The 15,103-nt window shown below is 73.5% G+C and carries 14 protein-coding genes; 7 read left to right on the top strand and 7 right to left on the bottom strand.

Annotation, left to right across the window (positions count from 1 at the left end; translation table 11 throughout):
* Window positions 1–2: 2 nt before the first annotated feature.
* Genes ACIP5W_RS03225 through ACIP5W_RS03215 form a run of 3 tightly spaced genes read left to right on the top strand, consistent with a single transcriptional unit; the run spans window position 3 to window position 3,114 of the window.
* Complete coding sequence (locus ACIP5W_RS03225) at window positions 3–899, top strand: alpha/beta fold hydrolase (RefSeq protein ID WP_401465954.1); 897 nt, start codon at window positions 3–5, stop codon at window positions 897–899.
* The gene (locus ACIP5W_RS03220) at window positions 896–2,059 is read left to right on the top strand and encodes a glycosyltransferase (RefSeq protein WP_401465952.1); all 1,164 of its coding nucleotides are present in this window, start codon (window positions 896–898) and stop codon (window positions 2,057–2,059) included. The genes ACIP5W_RS03225 and ACIP5W_RS03220 overlap by 4 nt, the downstream gene beginning before the upstream one ends.
* Window positions 2,056–3,114: a class I SAM-dependent methyltransferase gene (locus ACIP5W_RS03215; RefSeq protein ID WP_401465949.1), complete on the top strand. Its 1,059-nt coding sequence runs from the start codon at window positions 2,056–2,058 to the stop codon at window positions 3,112–3,114. The genes ACIP5W_RS03220 and ACIP5W_RS03215 overlap by 4 nt, the downstream gene beginning before the upstream one ends.
* A gap of 393 nt (window positions 3,115–3,507) precedes the next feature.
* Here the strand turns inward: ACIP5W_RS03215 and ACIP5W_RS03210 are convergent, their stop codons facing one another.
* The 6 genes from ACIP5W_RS03210 to ACIP5W_RS03185 form a co-directional block, all read right to left on the bottom strand.
* The gene (locus ACIP5W_RS03210; RefSeq protein WP_401465946.1) at window positions 3,508–4,839 is read right to left on the bottom strand and encodes an MFS transporter; all 1,332 of its coding nucleotides are present in this window, start codon (window positions 4,837–4,839) and stop codon (window positions 3,508–3,510) included.
* 184 nt (window positions 4,840–5,023) lie between these two features.
* On the bottom strand, window positions 5,024–5,974 hold the full coding sequence (locus tag ACIP5W_RS03205; RefSeq protein WP_401465943.1) for a catechol 2,3-dioxygenase: 951 nt from the start codon (window positions 5,972–5,974) through the stop codon (window positions 5,024–5,026).
* Window positions 5,971–7,083, bottom strand: coding sequence for a 4-oxalomesaconate tautomerase (locus tag ACIP5W_RS03200; RefSeq protein ID WP_401465940.1), 1,113 nt, complete (start codon window positions 7,081–7,083; stop codon window positions 5,971–5,973). The genes ACIP5W_RS03205 and ACIP5W_RS03200 overlap by 4 nt, the downstream gene beginning before the upstream one ends.
* Window positions 7,080–7,793 carry a 4-carboxy-4-hydroxy-2-oxoadipate aldolase/oxaloacetate decarboxylase gene (locus tag ACIP5W_RS03195; RefSeq protein WP_401465937.1) on the bottom strand — a complete coding sequence of 238 codons (714 nt, stop codon included), beginning with the start codon at window positions 7,791–7,793 and terminating at the stop codon, window positions 7,080–7,082. Before ACIP5W_RS03195 ends, ACIP5W_RS03200 begins: the two co-directional genes overlap by 4 nt.
* Complete coding sequence (locus ACIP5W_RS03190) at window positions 7,790–8,542, bottom strand: PIG-L deacetylase family protein (protein ID WP_401465934.1); 753 nt, start codon at window positions 8,540–8,542, stop codon at window positions 7,790–7,792. Before ACIP5W_RS03190 ends, ACIP5W_RS03195 begins: the two co-directional genes overlap by 4 nt.
* A gap of 179 nt (window positions 8,543–8,721) precedes the next feature.
* On the bottom strand, window positions 8,722–9,372 hold the full coding sequence (locus ACIP5W_RS03185) for a GntR family transcriptional regulator (protein WP_401465931.1): 651 nt from the start codon (window positions 9,370–9,372) through the stop codon (window positions 8,722–8,724).
* A gap of 187 nt (window positions 9,373–9,559) precedes the next feature.
* Here ACIP5W_RS03185 and ACIP5W_RS03180 point away from each other — a divergent pair, with 187 nt between their 5' ends.
* Window positions 9,560–10,720, top strand: coding sequence for a Gfo/Idh/MocA family protein (locus tag ACIP5W_RS03180; protein ID WP_401465928.1), 1,161 nt, complete (start codon window positions 9,560–9,562; stop codon window positions 10,718–10,720).
* Between the two features lie 113 nt (window positions 10,721–10,833).
* Here ACIP5W_RS03180 and ACIP5W_RS03175 read toward each other — a convergent pair whose 3' ends face one another.
* Window positions 10,834–11,865 (bottom strand): LacI family DNA-binding transcriptional regulator, encoded by a 1,032-nt coding sequence (locus tag ACIP5W_RS03175; RefSeq protein WP_401465925.1) that lies wholly within the window; start codon window positions 11,863–11,865, stop codon window positions 10,834–10,836.
* Window positions 11,866–11,972: 107 nt separating this feature from the next.
* On the opposite strand from ACIP5W_RS03175, the gene ACIP5W_RS03170 reads away from it, so the two are divergent.
* The 3 genes from ACIP5W_RS03170 (at window position 11,973) to ACIP5W_RS03160 (ending at window position 15,102) form a co-directional block, all read left to right on the top strand.
* A complete protein-coding gene (locus ACIP5W_RS03170; protein WP_401465922.1) occupies window positions 11,973–13,121 on the top strand; it encodes a phytanoyl-CoA dioxygenase family protein in 1,149 nt (382 codons plus the stop codon).
* A gap of 15 nt (window positions 13,122–13,136) precedes the next feature.
* Window positions 13,137–13,949, top strand: a complete 813-nt coding sequence (locus ACIP5W_RS03165) for an SDR family oxidoreductase (RefSeq protein ID WP_401465920.1) — start codon at window positions 13,137–13,139, stop codon at window positions 13,947–13,949.
* 148 nt (window positions 13,950–14,097) lie between these two features.
* On the top strand, window positions 14,098–15,102 hold the full coding sequence (locus ACIP5W_RS03160; protein WP_401465917.1) for a Gfo/Idh/MocA family oxidoreductase: 1,005 nt from the start codon (window positions 14,098–14,100) through the stop codon (window positions 15,100–15,102).
* Window position 15,103: the final 1 nt, after the last annotated feature.

The raw sequence follows: 15,103 nt of genomic DNA, 5'->3' as shown, positions 1-15,103 counted from the left end.
CGATGGCCATGGTCGACACCGGCGCCGTCCGGTTGCACGTGCAGCGGCTCGGCCCCCGCGACGGCCGGCCGGCCACCGCCACCGTGGTGCTGGTGCACGGCCTGCTCACCGACAGCCTGGCCAGCTACTACTTCACCGTGGCGCCCGCGTTCGCCGCCGCGGGCCTGGACGTGGTCATGTACGACCTGCGCGGCCACGGCCGCAGCGAACGCCCCGCCGACGGCTACACCCTGGACGACAACGTCGACGACCTGGAGGCGCTCCTCGACCGCCTCGCGGTGAGCGGCCCGGTGCACCTGGTCGGCAACTCCTACGGCGGGACGGTCGCGTTCGGCTACGCGGCCCGGCATCCAAAGCGGGCGGCGAGCGTCACCCTTGTCGAGTCCGAACCGGCCACCGCCGCCTGGGCGGTGAAACTGGGCGGCATCCTCGAGCGGGTGGTGACGCAGCTCGCGCACAACGAGCCCGACGCCATCGCCTGGATCACCGCGCACCGCGGCCACAACACCGCCCGGCTGGCCAGGGGCGCGGCCCGCCTCGCCCGCGACACCACGCTGGGCAGGGACATCCCGGCCAGCCGAGTGCTGACGGAGGATCAGATCACGGCGGTGCGCTGCCCGGTGCTCGGCGTCTACGGCGGTGACTCCGACCTCGCCGAACTGGCGCCCTGGCTCGAGGCGTTGCTGCCGGACTGCCGGACCGTGGTGATCGCGGGACACGAGCACTCGGTGCTGGTGGAGGCGGCCGCGACGGTGGGCGGCCACGTCCTGGCGCTGGTGCGGGAGGCAGAGGAAGCGGTCGGCCACGTAGGCGTCCCCGCACGGGAGGCCGGGGAAGCGGTCGGCCACGCACGCGTCCCCGCACGGGAGACCGGGCATGCGGGGGCCGAGGTCCGGTGAGCCGATACCTGTTCGTGGTGCCGCCGCTGACCGGGCACGTCAACCCGGCCGTGGGCGTGGCGGCCGCCCTCGCCGGGCGGGGCCACCGGGTGGCGTGGGCGTGCCCCGATCCCACGCTGGTCCGACGGCTGGCGGGACCGGACGCCGAGGTGTTCGCGTGTGCCGGGGCGCCGGACGGGAGCCGGCCGCCCGAGCTGCGCGGACCCGAGGCGCTGAGATTCCTGTGGGAGTGGTACCTGCTGCCGCTCGCCGAGGCGATGACGCCGGGGGTGCGGGCGGCCGTGGAGCGGTTCGGGCCGGACGTGGTGGTCGCCGACCAGCAGGCCTTCGCGGGCGCCCTGGTCGCGGAACGCCTGGGCGTGCCGTGGGCGACCTCGGCGACCACCTCAGCCGAGTTCACCGATCCGCTGGCGGGACTGCCGAAGGTCCGCGCGTGGCTGGAGGAACGGCTCGGACGGTTGCGGGCCTCGGTCGGGAACCCGGCCGGCGGCGCCGATCCGCGGTTCTCGCCGCGTCTCGTCCTCGCCTTCAGCGCGCCGGAGCTGGCGGGCCCCGCCGAGGGCGTCCACTGGGTCGGCCCCTCGATCGCGGACCGGCCCGCCGCGGCCGGTTTTCCCTGGGAGTGGCTCGACGCCGGACGCAGGGCCGTGCTGGTGACGCTCGGCACGGCGAACACCGACGTCGGCGGCCGCTTCCTCGAGGTGTGCGTGGCGGCGCTGCGCGAACGGGCGGACCGGGTGCAGGGGGTGGTCGTCGATCCCGGCGGCACCCTGCGGCCGCCGCCGGACGGTGACAAGGACATCCTGGTCGTCCCGTCCGTCCCCCAACTCGCCCTGTTGGAGCGGGGGTTGGCCGCGGTGGTCTGCCATGCCGGGCACAACACGGTGTGCGAGGCGCTGTGGCACGGCATCCCGCTGGTGGTGGCCCCCATCCGCGACGACCAGCCGGTGGTGGCCGGGCAGGTCGCGGACGCGGGGGCCGGGGTGCGGGTGCGGTTCGGCCGCGTCGGCGCACGGCGGCTGGGCGCGGCCCTGGACGCCGTACTGGACACACCCGGCCACCGGACGGCCGCCGAACGGATCGGGGCCGCCTTCCGGGCCGCCGGCGGGGCGCAGGCCGCCGCGGACCGTCTCGAGGAACTCGCCGAGGAGATGCGATGAGCGACCAGACCGAGCGGATCGCGGCGCTGCGGCCCGGCTACCGGGACGATCTCGCTGCGGGCGTGGACCGTTTCTTCGAGCCGCGCCGCACCGACTGCCCCTGGTGCGGCTCGGCCCGGCTGACCACGCGGCTGCGGACCACGGACCTGCTCCAGCACAAGCCGGGCCGGTTCGTCCTGGACCGCTGCGAGGACTGCGGGCACACCTTCCAGAACCCCCGGCTCGGCGCTGCGGGGCTGGAGTTCTACTACCGGGACTTCTACGACGGGCTCGGCGAGAAGAAGCTCGGCGACACCTTCGGCGGACGCACGAAGATGTACCGGGGGCGGGCCGAGTCGATGCTGCCGCACGACGCCGAGCCGAAGACGTGGCTGGACGTCGGCACCGGGCACGGGCACTTCTGCGCGGTCGCCGGTCAGGTGCTGCCGGGCACGGCGTTCGACGGACTGGACTTCACCGACGGCGTCGAACTCGCCGAGCGCGAGGGGCGGGTGCGGCACGGCCACCGGGGCGCCTTCCCCGACCTCGCGCCCGAACTGGCCGCCCGTTACGACGTGGTGAGCATGTTCCACTACCTGGAGCACAGCACCGACCCCGACCGGGAACTGCGCGCGGCCCGGGAAGCCGTCCGGCCCGGCGGGCACCTGCTGATCGAGGTCCCGGACCCGGAAAGCCGGTACGCCCGCCTCCTCGGGCGGTGGTGGCTGCCGTGGCTCCAGCCGCAGCACCTGCACTTCGTGCCGGTCGCCAACCTGCGGGAGCGGCTGGCGGAGCTCGGGTTCACGGTGGTCGCGGAGCAGCACGCCGAAGCGCACGACCCGGTGGACCTGCTGGCGGCCGTATGGCTGTCGCTCGACCACGCGGCGCCGCGCGAGGACGCGCCCTGGCTGCCGGAGCCGCCCGGCCGGGCACGCCGCGCGCTGCGGGCCGCGCTGTTCCTCGCCGGCATCCCGGCGCTGGTCACGGGCACCCTCCTCGACCGGTTCGCGGTCCGGCCGCTGTCGCACCGGCTGGGCCTGTCCAACGCCTACCGGATCGTGGCGCGGCGCGACTGAGGGACCGGGCGGCGCGCCCCGGGGCCGGTCCGGCAGGGCGGGAGCCCGCGTCCCGCCGGCCGCCGCCGTGGCCCCGCCCGGCTGCCCCCGGCGGGGCGGCGCCCGGCTTCTCGGCGCGTTCCGTCAGGTCGCGCCCACCTCCTCAGGCGGCGGTACGCCGGACGCCGGCCCGCGTCACCTCTGCGGTGCGGTGGCCGGCGTCCGTAGGTGCCCGCGGGGCCCGGCCGACGTGTCGCGTTCCCGCGGCCGGGCCGGTGTCCGGGGCCCTGCCGGGAAGACCCGGACAGGCCCGGGGCCGGGAGCCCTGCCGGGAAGAACCGGAGAAGCCCGGGGACCGGGGTCCTGTCGGAAAGGCCTGACGGCCGGGCAGCCCCTGACCGGCTGCCCGGCCGGTCAGTGCGCGGCCAGCGGCTGCTCGCGCGGGCTGTCCTGGGCGGCCGTCCGCGGGGTGCGCAGGGCCGCGATCCCGATGAAGACCATGGAGGAGACACCGGCGAGCGCGAAGGCGGTGAACCCCCAGTCGCCCTGGCCCGAGGCGAGGAGCTGGCCGCCGAGCCACGGACCGAAGACGGCGCCGAAGCGGCCCATGCCCGAGGTCCAGCCGACGGCGGTGGCGCGGGTGTCCGGGTCGGAGCGGATGGACACCGTCGCGTAGATCATCGTCTGGGCGCTGTTGAGGAAGACGCCGGTGAGGAAGACGACGATCATCGTGACCGTCATCGGCATGTGCACGCTGAGCAGGTACACGCCGGCGGCGGTCAGCGCGAACCAGACCGCCGAGATGCGCGGGGCGCCGAAGCGGTCGGCGGCCCGGCCGGCGACCAGCATGCCCACGATGCCGCCGAGGTTGAAGACGACCACGAAGGACAGCGCGGAGCCGAGTTCGTACCCCTCGGCGCGCATGAGGGTGGGCAGCCAGGTGGCGACGCCGTAGACCAGGAGCAGACCGCCGAAGGAGGCCAGCCAGTACAGCAGGGTCCGGGTCCACTCGCCGTCGCGGAAGAGGCCGGCCAGGTTGGTCCAGCGGTCGCCCGCGCCCGCCTCGGCCGGCTTGGCGGCGGGCAGTTCGACGTCGTGGCGGGCGGCCAGTGCGCGGGCCTCCTCGGTCCGTCCCTTGGCGACGAGGAAGCTCAGCGACTCGGGCAGGAACCGGGCGAGGACCGGGGCGAACAGCAGCGGCAGCACGCACACCCAGAACGCCGCGCGCCAGCCGACGGGGTCGATGAGCCACTTGGCGACGTAGGCGGAGAGGATGCCGCCGGCGTGGTGGGCGGTCATCAGCAGGCCGATGACGATGGCGCCGCGGCCGCGCGGGGCGTAGTCGGAGACCATGCTGATCGCGGTCGGCAGCAGTCCCCCGAGGCCGATGCCGGCGAGGGTCCGGCCGAGGCCGAAGACGGCGACGCTGTCGGCGAGGGCGCACAGGCCCGAGGCCAGCGAGAAGAGGGTCACGCAGGCGACCATCAGCTTCTTGCGGCCGATCCGGTCGGCGACCGTGCCCGCGGTGAGCGCGCCGATCAGCATGCCGAAGGTGGCGTAGCTGCCGAGGTCGCCGGCCTGGTCCGGGGTGAGGCCGAAGGTCTTGGTCTCCAGCAGGTGCGGGAGGACCGAGCCGTAGATGAACATGTCCAGGCCGTCGAAGAGGACGGCAAGCCAGCAGAGGCCGACGGCCAGGAAGGCCAGTCTGCTGCCGCGGGCGGACAGGGGGGAGGGGGAGGAGGACATCTTTGTTTCCTCTCGTACGGGCGGGGTGCCCCGACGCTAAGGACCTGCGGCAATTTTCGTCAACACTTTTGTCAACAATCTCATCGGCAATCGGTCCCGCGTCGGGGCGGCGCGGCCCGGCAAGAGCCGCCGGCGGGCCGCCGGAGGACCGCCAGGGGCCGTCCGCGTTGCCTGGGAGGGGGTGTTACGCGACCGGCGGGGTGCCGTGCGTGTGGAACGACTCGATGGTCTTCAGACCCCAGGCCTGGCCCTTCTTGCGCTCCTCCTCCGTCCAGGTGATCAGCGGCCAGTCGGGCGCGAGCACCAGGCGGGTGAGCGGGTTGCACAGCTCGATCCGGTTGCCGCCGGGCTCGTAGACGTACAGGAAGAACGTCTGCTGGATGGCGTGCTTGTGCGGCCCCGTCTCGATGAACACACCGCTGTCGATGGCGAGATCGGCGGCGCGCAGGATGTCCTCGCGGGTGTCGGTGGCGAAGGCGACGTGGTGCAGCCGCCCGGCACTGCCGGTCCAGTCCGAGGTGTAGACGACGTCGTACGACTTGTTCGTGTACGTCAGCCAGCGCGCCGCGATCCTCCCGGTGTCGAGCCGGATCTGCTCGGTGGGCCGGGCGCCGAGGACGTGTTGCTGGAACTCGGCGTTGGCGAGGACGTCCGCGGCGAGGAAGTTGACGTGGTCCAGTCGGCGCACGCCCACGCCGCGGTTGGGCTTGGCCTGCGGCTGGTTCTTCAGCGCCGGTTTCAGCTCGTCGGGGGCCCGGTGGTGCTCGCTCTCCCAGTACAGGGCGTGCTCGTGACCGTCCGGGTCGGTGGTGACGTACAGCTTGCCGAGGCCGGGTTCGTCCTCGGCCCATCGGCCGGTGCCGCCCGCCGCCTCGACCGCCTCGACCCGGCGCCGGAGCGCCTCCTCGCTGGAGGTACGCAGGGCGAGCCGGCCGAGGCCGGGGGTGTCACGGGCGGTGAGGACGAGGCTGTGGTGCTCGTAGTCGTCGAAGGTGCGCAGGTAGACCGTGTCGCCGTCCTGACCGTTGACGGTGAGGCCCAGGTAGTCGGTGAAGAAGCCGACGCTGGCGTCCAGGTCCGGGGTGAACAGCTGGGCGTGGCCGATGTGCGCGATGTCGCCGAGCGGCGGAGTCATCGGGGACCTCCAAGGGGGTGCGGGTGGATCGGTGCCGTCCCGGCGGACCGCGGGAAGACGGTGCCGTCGAAGATCTTGCGGGCCGTGCGGACCACGGCCGTGCGGCGGGCGGAGGGCAGGCCCTCGGGGGTGGTGCCGAGGCTACTTTCGATGTCCAGGAATCCGGTGGGATGTTCTATGCGAATTCGGTCACTGCCGGGCTCGAGGTCCGCCAGATCGGCGCCGACGCCGCCTTCGATACGAAGGCCCGCCGCGACGCCCGCCGCGCCGAGCACTCCGATGGAGGGGTGGCAGCGCACCGGAATGAAGGTGCGGGTGGTGACGGCGCCGCCGTCGCGGGGCGGGGCCAGCAGCGTGAGCTTGGGCACGGTGGCGTCCGTCACGTCCCCGAGCCCCATCCGGCGGCCCGCCGCCAGCCGGATCCGGTGGAGCCGGTCGGCCAGGCCCCGGTCGGCCTCCAGCTCGGCGGGCGGCTCGTAGCCGGTGACCTTCAGGGCGGTCGCGGCGATCAGGACCGTCGGCATGCCGTTGTCCACGCAGGTCACCTGGACGCCGTCGATCTCCTCGCGGACGCTGCCGGTGGGCAGGAGCGGGTTCGGGCCGGGCGGGAACTCGATCAGCACGGGCGCCGCGGCACCCGGCACACCGGAGATCTCCGCTTCGCCGGTGCAGTCCACCCGGCCGCCGGGCGTGGGGAAGGTCGCCGTGGCCCGGTCGCCGCTGTTGACCATGCGGATACGGACCGAGGTCTCGTGCGAACCCGCCGGGACCAGTCCGCGCTCGACGGCGAACGGGCCGACGCCGGCGAGGATGTTCCCGCAGTTCTGACGGTCCGTCACCTCTGCTCGGCCGACCGCCACTTGCAGGAACAGGTAGTCGACGTCGGTGTCCGGGTCGGCGGAGGGCGAGACCACCGCCACCTTGCTGGTGAGCGGATGGGCGCCGCCCAGGCCGTCGATCTGGCGCTCGTCGGGACTGCCCATGATCCGCAGCAGCAGGTCGTCCCGCAGGGCCGGTTCGGCCGGCAGGTCGGCGGCGAGGAAGTAGGCGCCCTTGGAGGTGCCGCCCCGCATCAGCAGGCACGGCACCCCCTCGGGCACACCGCTCACGAGGACTCCCCCGCCTCCGAGACGTACTCCTCGTACGTCCGGTACTCGACGCCGAGCCGCTTGAGCGTGTCCCTCAACCCGTACCGGTCCAGCCCGAGTTCACCGTCGAGGAACGCGGCGCGGGACTTCGCCTCCTTCGCCTCGCGGGCCTCGGACGCCTCGGCGACGGCACGGGCGCGTTCGCGCGGGACGACCACGACACCGTCGTCGTCGGCGAGGATCACGTCACCGGGGCGGATCACCTGGCCGTCGACGGCGACGGGGACGTTCACCGAGCCGCCGGTGGCCTTCACCGTGCCCTGCGCGCAGACGGCACGGGACCAGGCCGGGAAGTGCATCTCGCGCAGCTCCTGGGTGTCGCGGATGCCGGCGTTGATGACCAGGCCGCGCACGCCGCGCTGTTGGAGCGCGGTGGCGAACAGTTCGCCGAACATGCCGTCGGTGGACGGCGAGGTGGTGGTGACGACGAGGACGTCGCCCTCGCCGCACTGCTCGACGGCCGCGTGGATCATCAGGTTGTCGCCGGGCCAGCTGAGCACCGTGACGGCGGTGCCCGCCACCCGTACGCCCTGCTGGACGGGCCGGATCTCCGGGCCCAGCAGGCCCGTTCGCCCCATCGCCTCGCTCACGGTGGCCACCCCGAAGGCGGCCAGCGCCCCGACGTCCTCCGCATCGGCCTTCGGCGGGCCGGTGACGATCACGCCGCTCATGCCAGCTCCTTCGCGATCTGCGGGTAGGGGCGCATGTACGCCTCGGCCGTCGTCCTGTGCGCGAGGCCCAGGTTGGGACCGGCGTTGCGCTTGAGCTGCACGCCGCGGCGGACGGCGAGGTCGGTGTAGTAGTCCCACAGGTGCTGCTGGGCACCGAGGCACTCCATGGCCTTGCGCTTGGTCTCCCAGACCTCGGTGATGTCGAGGAGGACCTCGGGCCGGAAGCCGCTCATCTCGGGCTGGTGGGGCTCGAAGTAGAAGACGGGCGGGGCGCCGATGATCTCGCCGGGGCCCGGATAGCCGATGGCCTGGGCGAGGACACGGGCCTCCAGGGCCATCCGGTTGGCGGCCGGGTGGTCGCCGTTGTACGGGTCCTCGGCGGGGTGGGTGAGGACGACGTCGGGCTGGGTCTCGCGGTAGACCTCGACCAGTTTGTCGGTCAGTTCCGCGGTCGCGACCAGCGGGTAGTCGCCCGCGTCGAAGAAACGCACCTCGGCGCCGAGGGTGGCGGCGGCGCGTTCGGCCTCGTCGCGGCGCATCGCCTTGATCTCGTCCAGTCGCCTGCCCTCGCGCCACGCCTTGGCGGACTCGCCGCGCTCGCCGAAGGTCAGGCACGCGATGGTGACCTTCTCCCCGCGCGAGGCGGCCAGGGCGATGGCACCGCCCGCCCGCCACACGAAGTCACCGGCGTGCGCGGTGACGACGAGAGTCGATCGGGGTGGGCGGGCGGGCGCTGTGGTCTGGGTCATGCTGCAATCTCCCTTGTGGGGCGGCTCGCCTCCGGAGCGCTCCCACCGGCGTTCGCGAAAGACCGCGACCGTGCGGTCGGCCCTGCGGGCCGCACGCACGCTCGCGCTCCGGACACCGGCGCGCTCCTTCGGATCGGTCGCCGTGGTGACAGGTGGGCGCCCGCCCCGCGCCACCGTGATCAGTCGCGCAGCGCCTCGATCACGCTGGTGAGGTGGGCGCGGACGGCCGCCTCGGCCGCCTGCGGGTCCCTGGCCCTGATCGCCTCGATCATGGCCAGGTGCTCGTTCAGGGATTGCTGCGGACGCCCCGGCCTCAGCGCCAACTGGAAGCGGTGCCGGACCAGTTGTGCGTTGAGCCGCTCCAGCAGTTCCTGCGCGGTCCGCTGGTCGGAGAACTCCCGGATGCGGACGTGCAGTTCGTGGTTCAGCTCGGAGTAGGTCACCGGCTCGCCGGCGGCCACGGCCTTGCTCATCGCGGTGCCGAGGTCGGTCAGCCGGTCCAGTTGCTCGTCGCTGGCCGCGACGGCGGCCTTCGCCGCGCACAGCCCTTCGAGGACCATCCGGCACTCGGTGATGGCGACCGCTTCGTCCACGCTCACCACCCGCACCCGCGAGCCGCGGTTGCGGATCCGCTCGACGAGCCCCTGGGACTCCAGATCGATGAGCGCGGCGCGGATGCTGGCCCGCGTCACACCGATCTGCTCGGCGAGCTCGTTCTCCACCAGCCGCTGCGCCGGTGCCATCTCGCCGTGCAGGATCGCCTGCCGCAACTGCGCGAGCGCATGCTGCTTGGCCTGCTCCCCGGTGCTCGGACGGGCTTCTTTCGGCATCGTTGCCCTCCCTGAGTGAGTGCCTGTCGAACCTAAATCTAGCCAGACAAGATTGTCAACAATTTTGTTCGCCGTATTGCTGTCATATCCGCCGGTCACCCGGTGGTCAAAGGCCTTGACACCCTGGAAAACAGAAGATCAGGGTGACCTGGACAAGGTGTGGACCGGTCCAAAAGGGGCTGCTGCCGTGAGTGATCCGCTGGGTGTCGCCGTCGTCGGGTTCGGCTGGATGGGCCGCGTGCACACGCGGGCGTACGCGCGCGTGCCGCACCATTTCCCGCAGCTCGCCCTGCGGCCCGAGCTGATCACGGTCGCCGAGGAGGTGCCGGGCCGGGCCGAGGAGGCCGCCGGACAGTACGGGTTCGCCTCGGCGGTGCGCGACTGGCGGGAGGTCGCCGCCGACCCGCGGGTGGCGGCGGTCAGCATCACCGCGCCGAACTTCCTGCACCGCGAGATCGGTGTGGCGATGGCGGGGGCGGGCAAGCACCTGTGGATCGAGAAGCCGGTGGGTCTCACCGCCGACGACGCCCGCGCGGTCGCGGACGCGGTGACGAAGGCCGGCGTCCAGGGCGCGGTCGGCTTCAACTACCGCAACGCGCCCGCCGTCGAGGCGGCCCGCGAGCTGATCGCCGCCGGCGACATCGGCGCGGTCACACATGTCCGCATCCGCCTCTTCAGTGACTACGCCGCCCACCCCGACGGTGCCCTGACCTGGCGCTACGAGCGGGAGCGCGGCGGCAGCGGAGTCCTCGGCGACCTGGCCTCGCACGGCGCCGACCTGGCCCGCTTCCTGCTCGGCGAGATCACCTCGCTGACCGCCGACACGGCCGTCTTCGTCCCCGAGCGGGCCCGCCCCACCGGCACCACCGCCGGCCACACCCTCGCCACGGGCGGTGTACGGGGCCCGGTCGAGAACGAGGACTACGTCAGCTGCCTGCTCCGGTTCGCCTCGGGCGCCCGCGGTGTGCTGGAGGCCTGCCGGGTCTCGGTCGGCGAGCAGAACTCCTACGGCTTCGAGGTGCACGGCACGCGCGGCGCGGTGTCCTGGGACTTCCGCCGGATGAACGAGCTGGCGGTCAGCCGCGGCAGCACGTACCAGGACCAGCCGGTCAGCACGGTGTACGTCGGCCCGGGCGCGGGTGAGTTCGGCGCCTTCCAGCCGGGCGCGGCGAACGCCATGGGCTACGACGACCTGAAGGTGATCGAGGCCTACCGCTTCCTCCGCTCGATCGCCGAGGGCACCCCGTACGGGGCGACCCTCACGGACGCCGTGCGCAGTGCGGCCGTACTGGACGCGATGGCCCGCTCGGCCGCGAGCGGAACCTGGGTGGACGTCCCCGAGGCATAGCGCGCCGGTGCCATGGCCCCGTGGCGTGCGACGGCCGTCGCACGGCGTCACCCGACGGCGGTCGGCAGCACGGCACGGCGTCACCCGACGGCAGCCGGCGGCACGGCACGGCATCACCCGACGGCAGCCGGCGGCAGGTTGTACGGCGTCACCACCTGGATCGCCGACGGCAGCACGGGCCCGGCCGGCGGCAGCGCGCCGTGGGCGCGCATCACGGCGTGGCAGGCCTCGCGCACGTCCTGGCGCAGGTCGTGGTGGAGCACGGCGGACAGCCGGTGCTCGCGCAGCAGGCGGGTGTTGTCGTGGTCGAGGTCGTGGGCGACGAACACGGCGCACGCGCGGCCGAGGTCGGCGAAGGCGCGCAGGGTCGCGATGTTGCCGCCGCCGATGGAGTAGACGGCGCGGATCTCCGGGTCGCGTTCGAGGGCGGCGCGCACCAGGTCGTACTGGGTGGCGTCGAGGCCCTGGCCCTCGGCGATCTCGACGAGCGCGCGGTGCGGGTGGCGGGCGCGCATGGCGCTGCGGAAGCCCATCTCGCGCTCCTCCTCGTTGCGGAAGAACCCGCTGCTGAGGCTGGTGAGCACGTTGCCGGGCCGCTCGCCCAGCCACTGGTCCATGAGGTAGGCGGCGGTGGCTCCGGCGGCCCGGTTGTCGATGCCGACGTAGGCGAGGCGGGGGGAGGCGGGCAGGTCGGTCACGAGCGTCACCACCGGGACACCGGCCTCGGTGAGCCGGCCGACGGCGGCGGTGACCTCGGGGACGTCCGGGGCCTTGAGGACCACGCCCTGCGAGCCGCGCCGGGCGATCCGGTCCAGGGTGCGGACCAGTTCGGCGACGGGTCCGGTCTCCCGGAAGTGGAAGCGGGAGCGGACGACCGCCGGGCGCAGCGACGGCAGTTCGGCCTCCAGGGCGGCCCGCACGGCGGTGGAGAACCGTTCCGGCGTCTGCATCACGATGTCGATCATGAAGGTGCGGCCGACCAGCCTGACCTGGGTGCGCTGCCGGTCGAGGTCGGCGATCGCCCGGCGGACCTCCCGCGCGGTGCTCTCGCGCACCCCTCCCCTGCCGTTCAGGACCCGGTCCACGGTGGCCTCGCTGAGCCCCGCCTGGCGGGCGATCTCGCGGATCGGGAAGGGGTGGCCCATGTCGGCGGCTCCTTGAGGGGTTTTTGATGGCTGCCTGCTGGTTGTTCGAGGAGTTTGTACTGACAAGAATGACAGCACCGAACCACCCTTGTCCCCGGAGGACGACGATGTCCTTGACCCCCTGGCTGTCCGAGCGGGACTGCGACCTCGACGCCTTCCGCGCGCTGGTCGAACGCGGCACCGACGCGGCCGACCACCCGCACGCCTCCCGCGTGGAGCAGAACGTCCCGGTGTACGACGGCGACCGGCTGCGCGGGGGCAGCGCCCCGGACGTCGGGGCCGAGCTGGTCCGCGCCCTCACCGACGGGCCCGGCGTCGTGGTCGTCCGGGGCGCCTTCCCCGAGGTGGCGGTCGTGGACCGGCTGACGGCCGTGTTCGAGGCCCTGATCGCCGGGCAGCGGGCGTCCGGCAGGGCCGCCGGCGACCACTTCGCGAAGCCCGGCGCCAACGACCGCGTGTGGAACGCGCTGGAGAAGGCGGCCCGCCACGACCCGGAGGCGTTCGCCGACTACTACGCCAACGACGTCCTGGCGCTGGTCTCGCGGGCCTGGCTCGGCCCCGGATACCAGGTCACCTCGCAGGTCAACGTCGTCAATCCGGGCGGCGCCGCGCAGAGTCCGCACCGCGACTACCACCTGGGGTTCCTCTCGAACGAGGCCGCGGCCGCCTATCCGGCGCACGTCCACCGCCTCTCCCCCGTGCTCACCCTCCAGGGTGCGGTCGCCCACTGCGACATGCCCGTGGAGTCCGGCCCGACGATGTACCTGCCGTACTCCCAGACGTACGAGCCCGGCTATCTCGCGTGGCGGCTGCCGGAGTTCCGCGCGTACTTCGAGGAGCGGCACGTCCAGCTGCCCCTCGCGAAGGGCGACGCCGTCTTCTTCAACCCGGCGCTGTTCCACGCGGCCGGCACCAACCGCTCCGCCGGCATCCGCCGCACGGCCAACCTGCTCCAGGTGTCCTCCGCGTTCGGCCGGGCCATGGAGACGGTGGACCGGGCGGCGGTGACCGACGCCGTCTATCCGGTGCTGCTGAAGCGCGCCGCGGACGGCGCCGACCCGGCCTGGCTGGAGCGGGTGATCGCCGCGTGCGCCGAGGGCTACCCCTTCCCCACCAACCTCGACAGCGACCCGCCGGTCGACGGCCTGGCCCCGCCCTCGCAGGCGGACACCGTGCGGCGGGCGCTGCACGAGGCCTGGCCCCCCGAAGCCCTGCGGGACGCAGTGCGGGCGGGCGCCGAGCGGCGCGCGAGCTGAAAGGACCCTTCCTCCATGGGATCTCTTCCCTCCGACGACCCCTCCCCCTCCGGGGGCCTTCTGCGCGACAAGGTCGTGCTCGTCAACGGCGGCAGCCAGGGTGTGGGCGCCGCGATCGCGCGGGCCGCCGTCCGCGAGGGCGCCGTGGTGGCCGTCACCGGCCGCCGCCCGGAGCCGGGCGAGGCGCTGGTCGCGGAGCTGGCCGCGGCCGGCGGCAGGGCGGTGTTCGTCCGGGCGGACCTCGCGGACGCCGCACAGGCGAAGGCCGCCGTGACCCGTACGGTCGAGACGTACGGCCGGGTGGACTGCCTGGTGAACTCCGCCGGGCTCACCGCACGGGGCACGCTGCTGGACACCACGCCCGAGCTGTTCGACCAGCACATCGCCATCAACCTCAAGGCGCCGTTCTTCGCCATGCAGGCCGCCGTCGCGGACATGGTGGGCCGCGGCGCGCCCGGCACGGTCGTCAACATCATCACCTCGTCGGCGCACGGCGGGCAGCCGTTCCTCGCCCCGTACGTGGCCGCCAAGGCGGGCCTGGCCGGCCTGACCCGCAACGCCGCGCACGCCCACCGCTTCGACCGGGTCCGCGTCAACGGCCTGAACATCGGCTGGACGGCGACCGAGGGCGAGGACGCGACCCAGCGGGCCTTCCACGGCGCCGGGGACGACTGGCGGGAGCGGGCGGCCGCCCGGCTGCCGATGGGCAGGCTCGGCCGACCGGACGAGATCGCCGACTTCGTGGTGTTCCTGCTGTCCGACCGGTCCGGCGTGGTCACCGGTTCGGTGATCGACTGGGACCAGAACGTACTCGGCGGCCTCGACTAGCCCCCTGTCCTCCCCGGCAACGGCCGTCCCCCGGTACCCCCCCTTGTACGGCCTCTCCCCTACCACCTCCCCCTGTACGGCCTCCTCCCCCTGTACCACCTCCCCTGTACGGCCTCCCCCCGTACCACCTGCAAGGAGCTGCACCCCCATGCGTATCGGCATTCTCGGCCTCGGCCGCATCGGCGCCTTCCACGCCGAGACCCTGTCCGGACTCGACGCCGTCGAGTCGCTCGTCGTCGCCGACCCGTTCGCCGAGGCCGCCAAGTCCGCCGCCGACCGGTTCGGTGCCGAGGTCGCGGACTCCCCGGAGGCCGTGCTGGCGGCCGGGGTGGACGGCATCGTCGTGGCAGCCGCCACCGACGCCCACCCGGCGCTGATCCTGGCCGCCGTCGACGCGGGCGTGCCCGTCTTCTGCGAGAAGCCCGTCGCGAGGACCATGCGGGAGGGCGTCGACGTGCTCCGGGCCGTCCGGGGCAGGGACGTGCCGATCCAGATCGGCTACAACCGCCGCTTCGACGCCGGGTTCGTCGCCGCGCGCGCCGCCGTGCGCTCCGGTGAGCTGGGCACCCTGCACACCGTGCGGTCGACCACCCTGGACCCGGCGCCGCCGCCGGCCGCGTACATCGCCGCGTCGGGCGGCATCTTCCGGGACTGCTCGGTGCACGACTTCGACATCATCCGCTGGGTCACCGGCCGCGAGGTGCGCGAGGTGTACGCGGTGGGCGGGAACCGGGGCGCGGACTTCATCAGGGAGGCGGGCGACGCCGACACCACGGGCGCGGTCCTCACCCTGGACGACGGCACGATCGCCGTGGTCTCCAACTCCCGTCACAACGCCCGTGGTTACGACGTCCGCATGGAGATCCACGGCTTCCAGGACTCCATCGCGGTGGGCCTGGAGGACAAGCTGCCGCTGCGCTCGGTGGAGCCGGGCGTGACCTTCCCGGCCGGTACCCCGCACGACTTCTTCATGGACCGCTTCACCGCCGCCTACCGGGCCGAACTCACCGCGTTCACCGAGGTGGTGGCCGGCACCCGGCCCTCGCCCTGCACGGTCGAGGACGCCCTGGAGGCCGGCTGGATCGCGGAGGCGTGCACGCTGTCGCTGCACGAGCACCGGCCGGTGACGATCGCGGAGGTGCGCGCCTCCTGAC

This window comes from Streptomyces sp. NPDC088766, assembly GCF_044750845.1.
Lineage (GTDB): Bacteria > Actinomycetota > Actinomycetes > Streptomycetales > Streptomycetaceae > Streptomyces.
Note: the sequence above shows the minus strand (reverse complement) of the source record. Positions and strands in the feature narration are given on the sequence as shown.

What these genes read in the sequence shown, in the direction of transcription:
- ACIP5W_RS03225 (WP_401465954.1), top strand. Translation starts at nt 3, where the DNA reads ATGGCCATGGTCGACACCGGCGCCGTCCGGTTGCACGTGCAGCGGCTC.
- ACIP5W_RS03215 (WP_401465949.1), top strand. Translation starts at nt 2,056, where the DNA reads ATGAGCGACCAGACCGAGCGGATCGCGGCGCTGCGGCCCGGCTACCGG.
- ACIP5W_RS03210 (WP_401465946.1), bottom strand. Translation starts at nt 4,839, where the DNA reads ATGTCCTCCTCCCCCTCCCCCCTGTCCGCCCGCGGCAGCAGACTGGCC.
- ACIP5W_RS03205 (WP_401465943.1), bottom strand. Translation starts at nt 5,974, where the DNA reads ATGACTCCGCCGCTCGGCGACATCGCGCACATCGGCCACGCCCAGCTG.
- ACIP5W_RS03195 (WP_401465937.1), bottom strand. Translation starts at nt 7,793, where the DNA reads ATGAGCGGCGTGATCGTCACCGGCCCGCCGAAGGCCGATGCGGAGGAC.
- ACIP5W_RS03190 (WP_401465934.1), bottom strand. Translation starts at nt 8,542, where the DNA reads ATGACCCAGACCACAGCGCCCGCCCGCCCACCCCGATCGACTCTCGTC.
- ACIP5W_RS03185 (WP_401465931.1), bottom strand. Translation starts at nt 9,372, where the DNA reads ATGCCGAAAGAAGCCCGTCCGAGCACCGGGGAGCAGGCCAAGCAGCAT.
- ACIP5W_RS03175 (WP_401465925.1), bottom strand. Translation starts at nt 11,865, where the DNA reads ATGGGCCACCCCTTCCCGATCCGCGAGATCGCCCGCCAGGCGGGGCTC.
- ACIP5W_RS03170 (WP_401465922.1), top strand. Translation starts at nt 11,973, where the DNA reads ATGTCCTTGACCCCCTGGCTGTCCGAGCGGGACTGCGACCTCGACGCC.
- ACIP5W_RS03165 (WP_401465920.1), top strand. Translation starts at nt 13,137, where the DNA reads ATGGGATCTCTTCCCTCCGACGACCCCTCCCCCTCCGGGGGCCTTCTG.
- ACIP5W_RS03160 (WP_401465917.1), top strand. Translation starts at nt 14,098, where the DNA reads ATGCGTATCGGCATTCTCGGCCTCGGCCGCATCGGCGCCTTCCACGCC.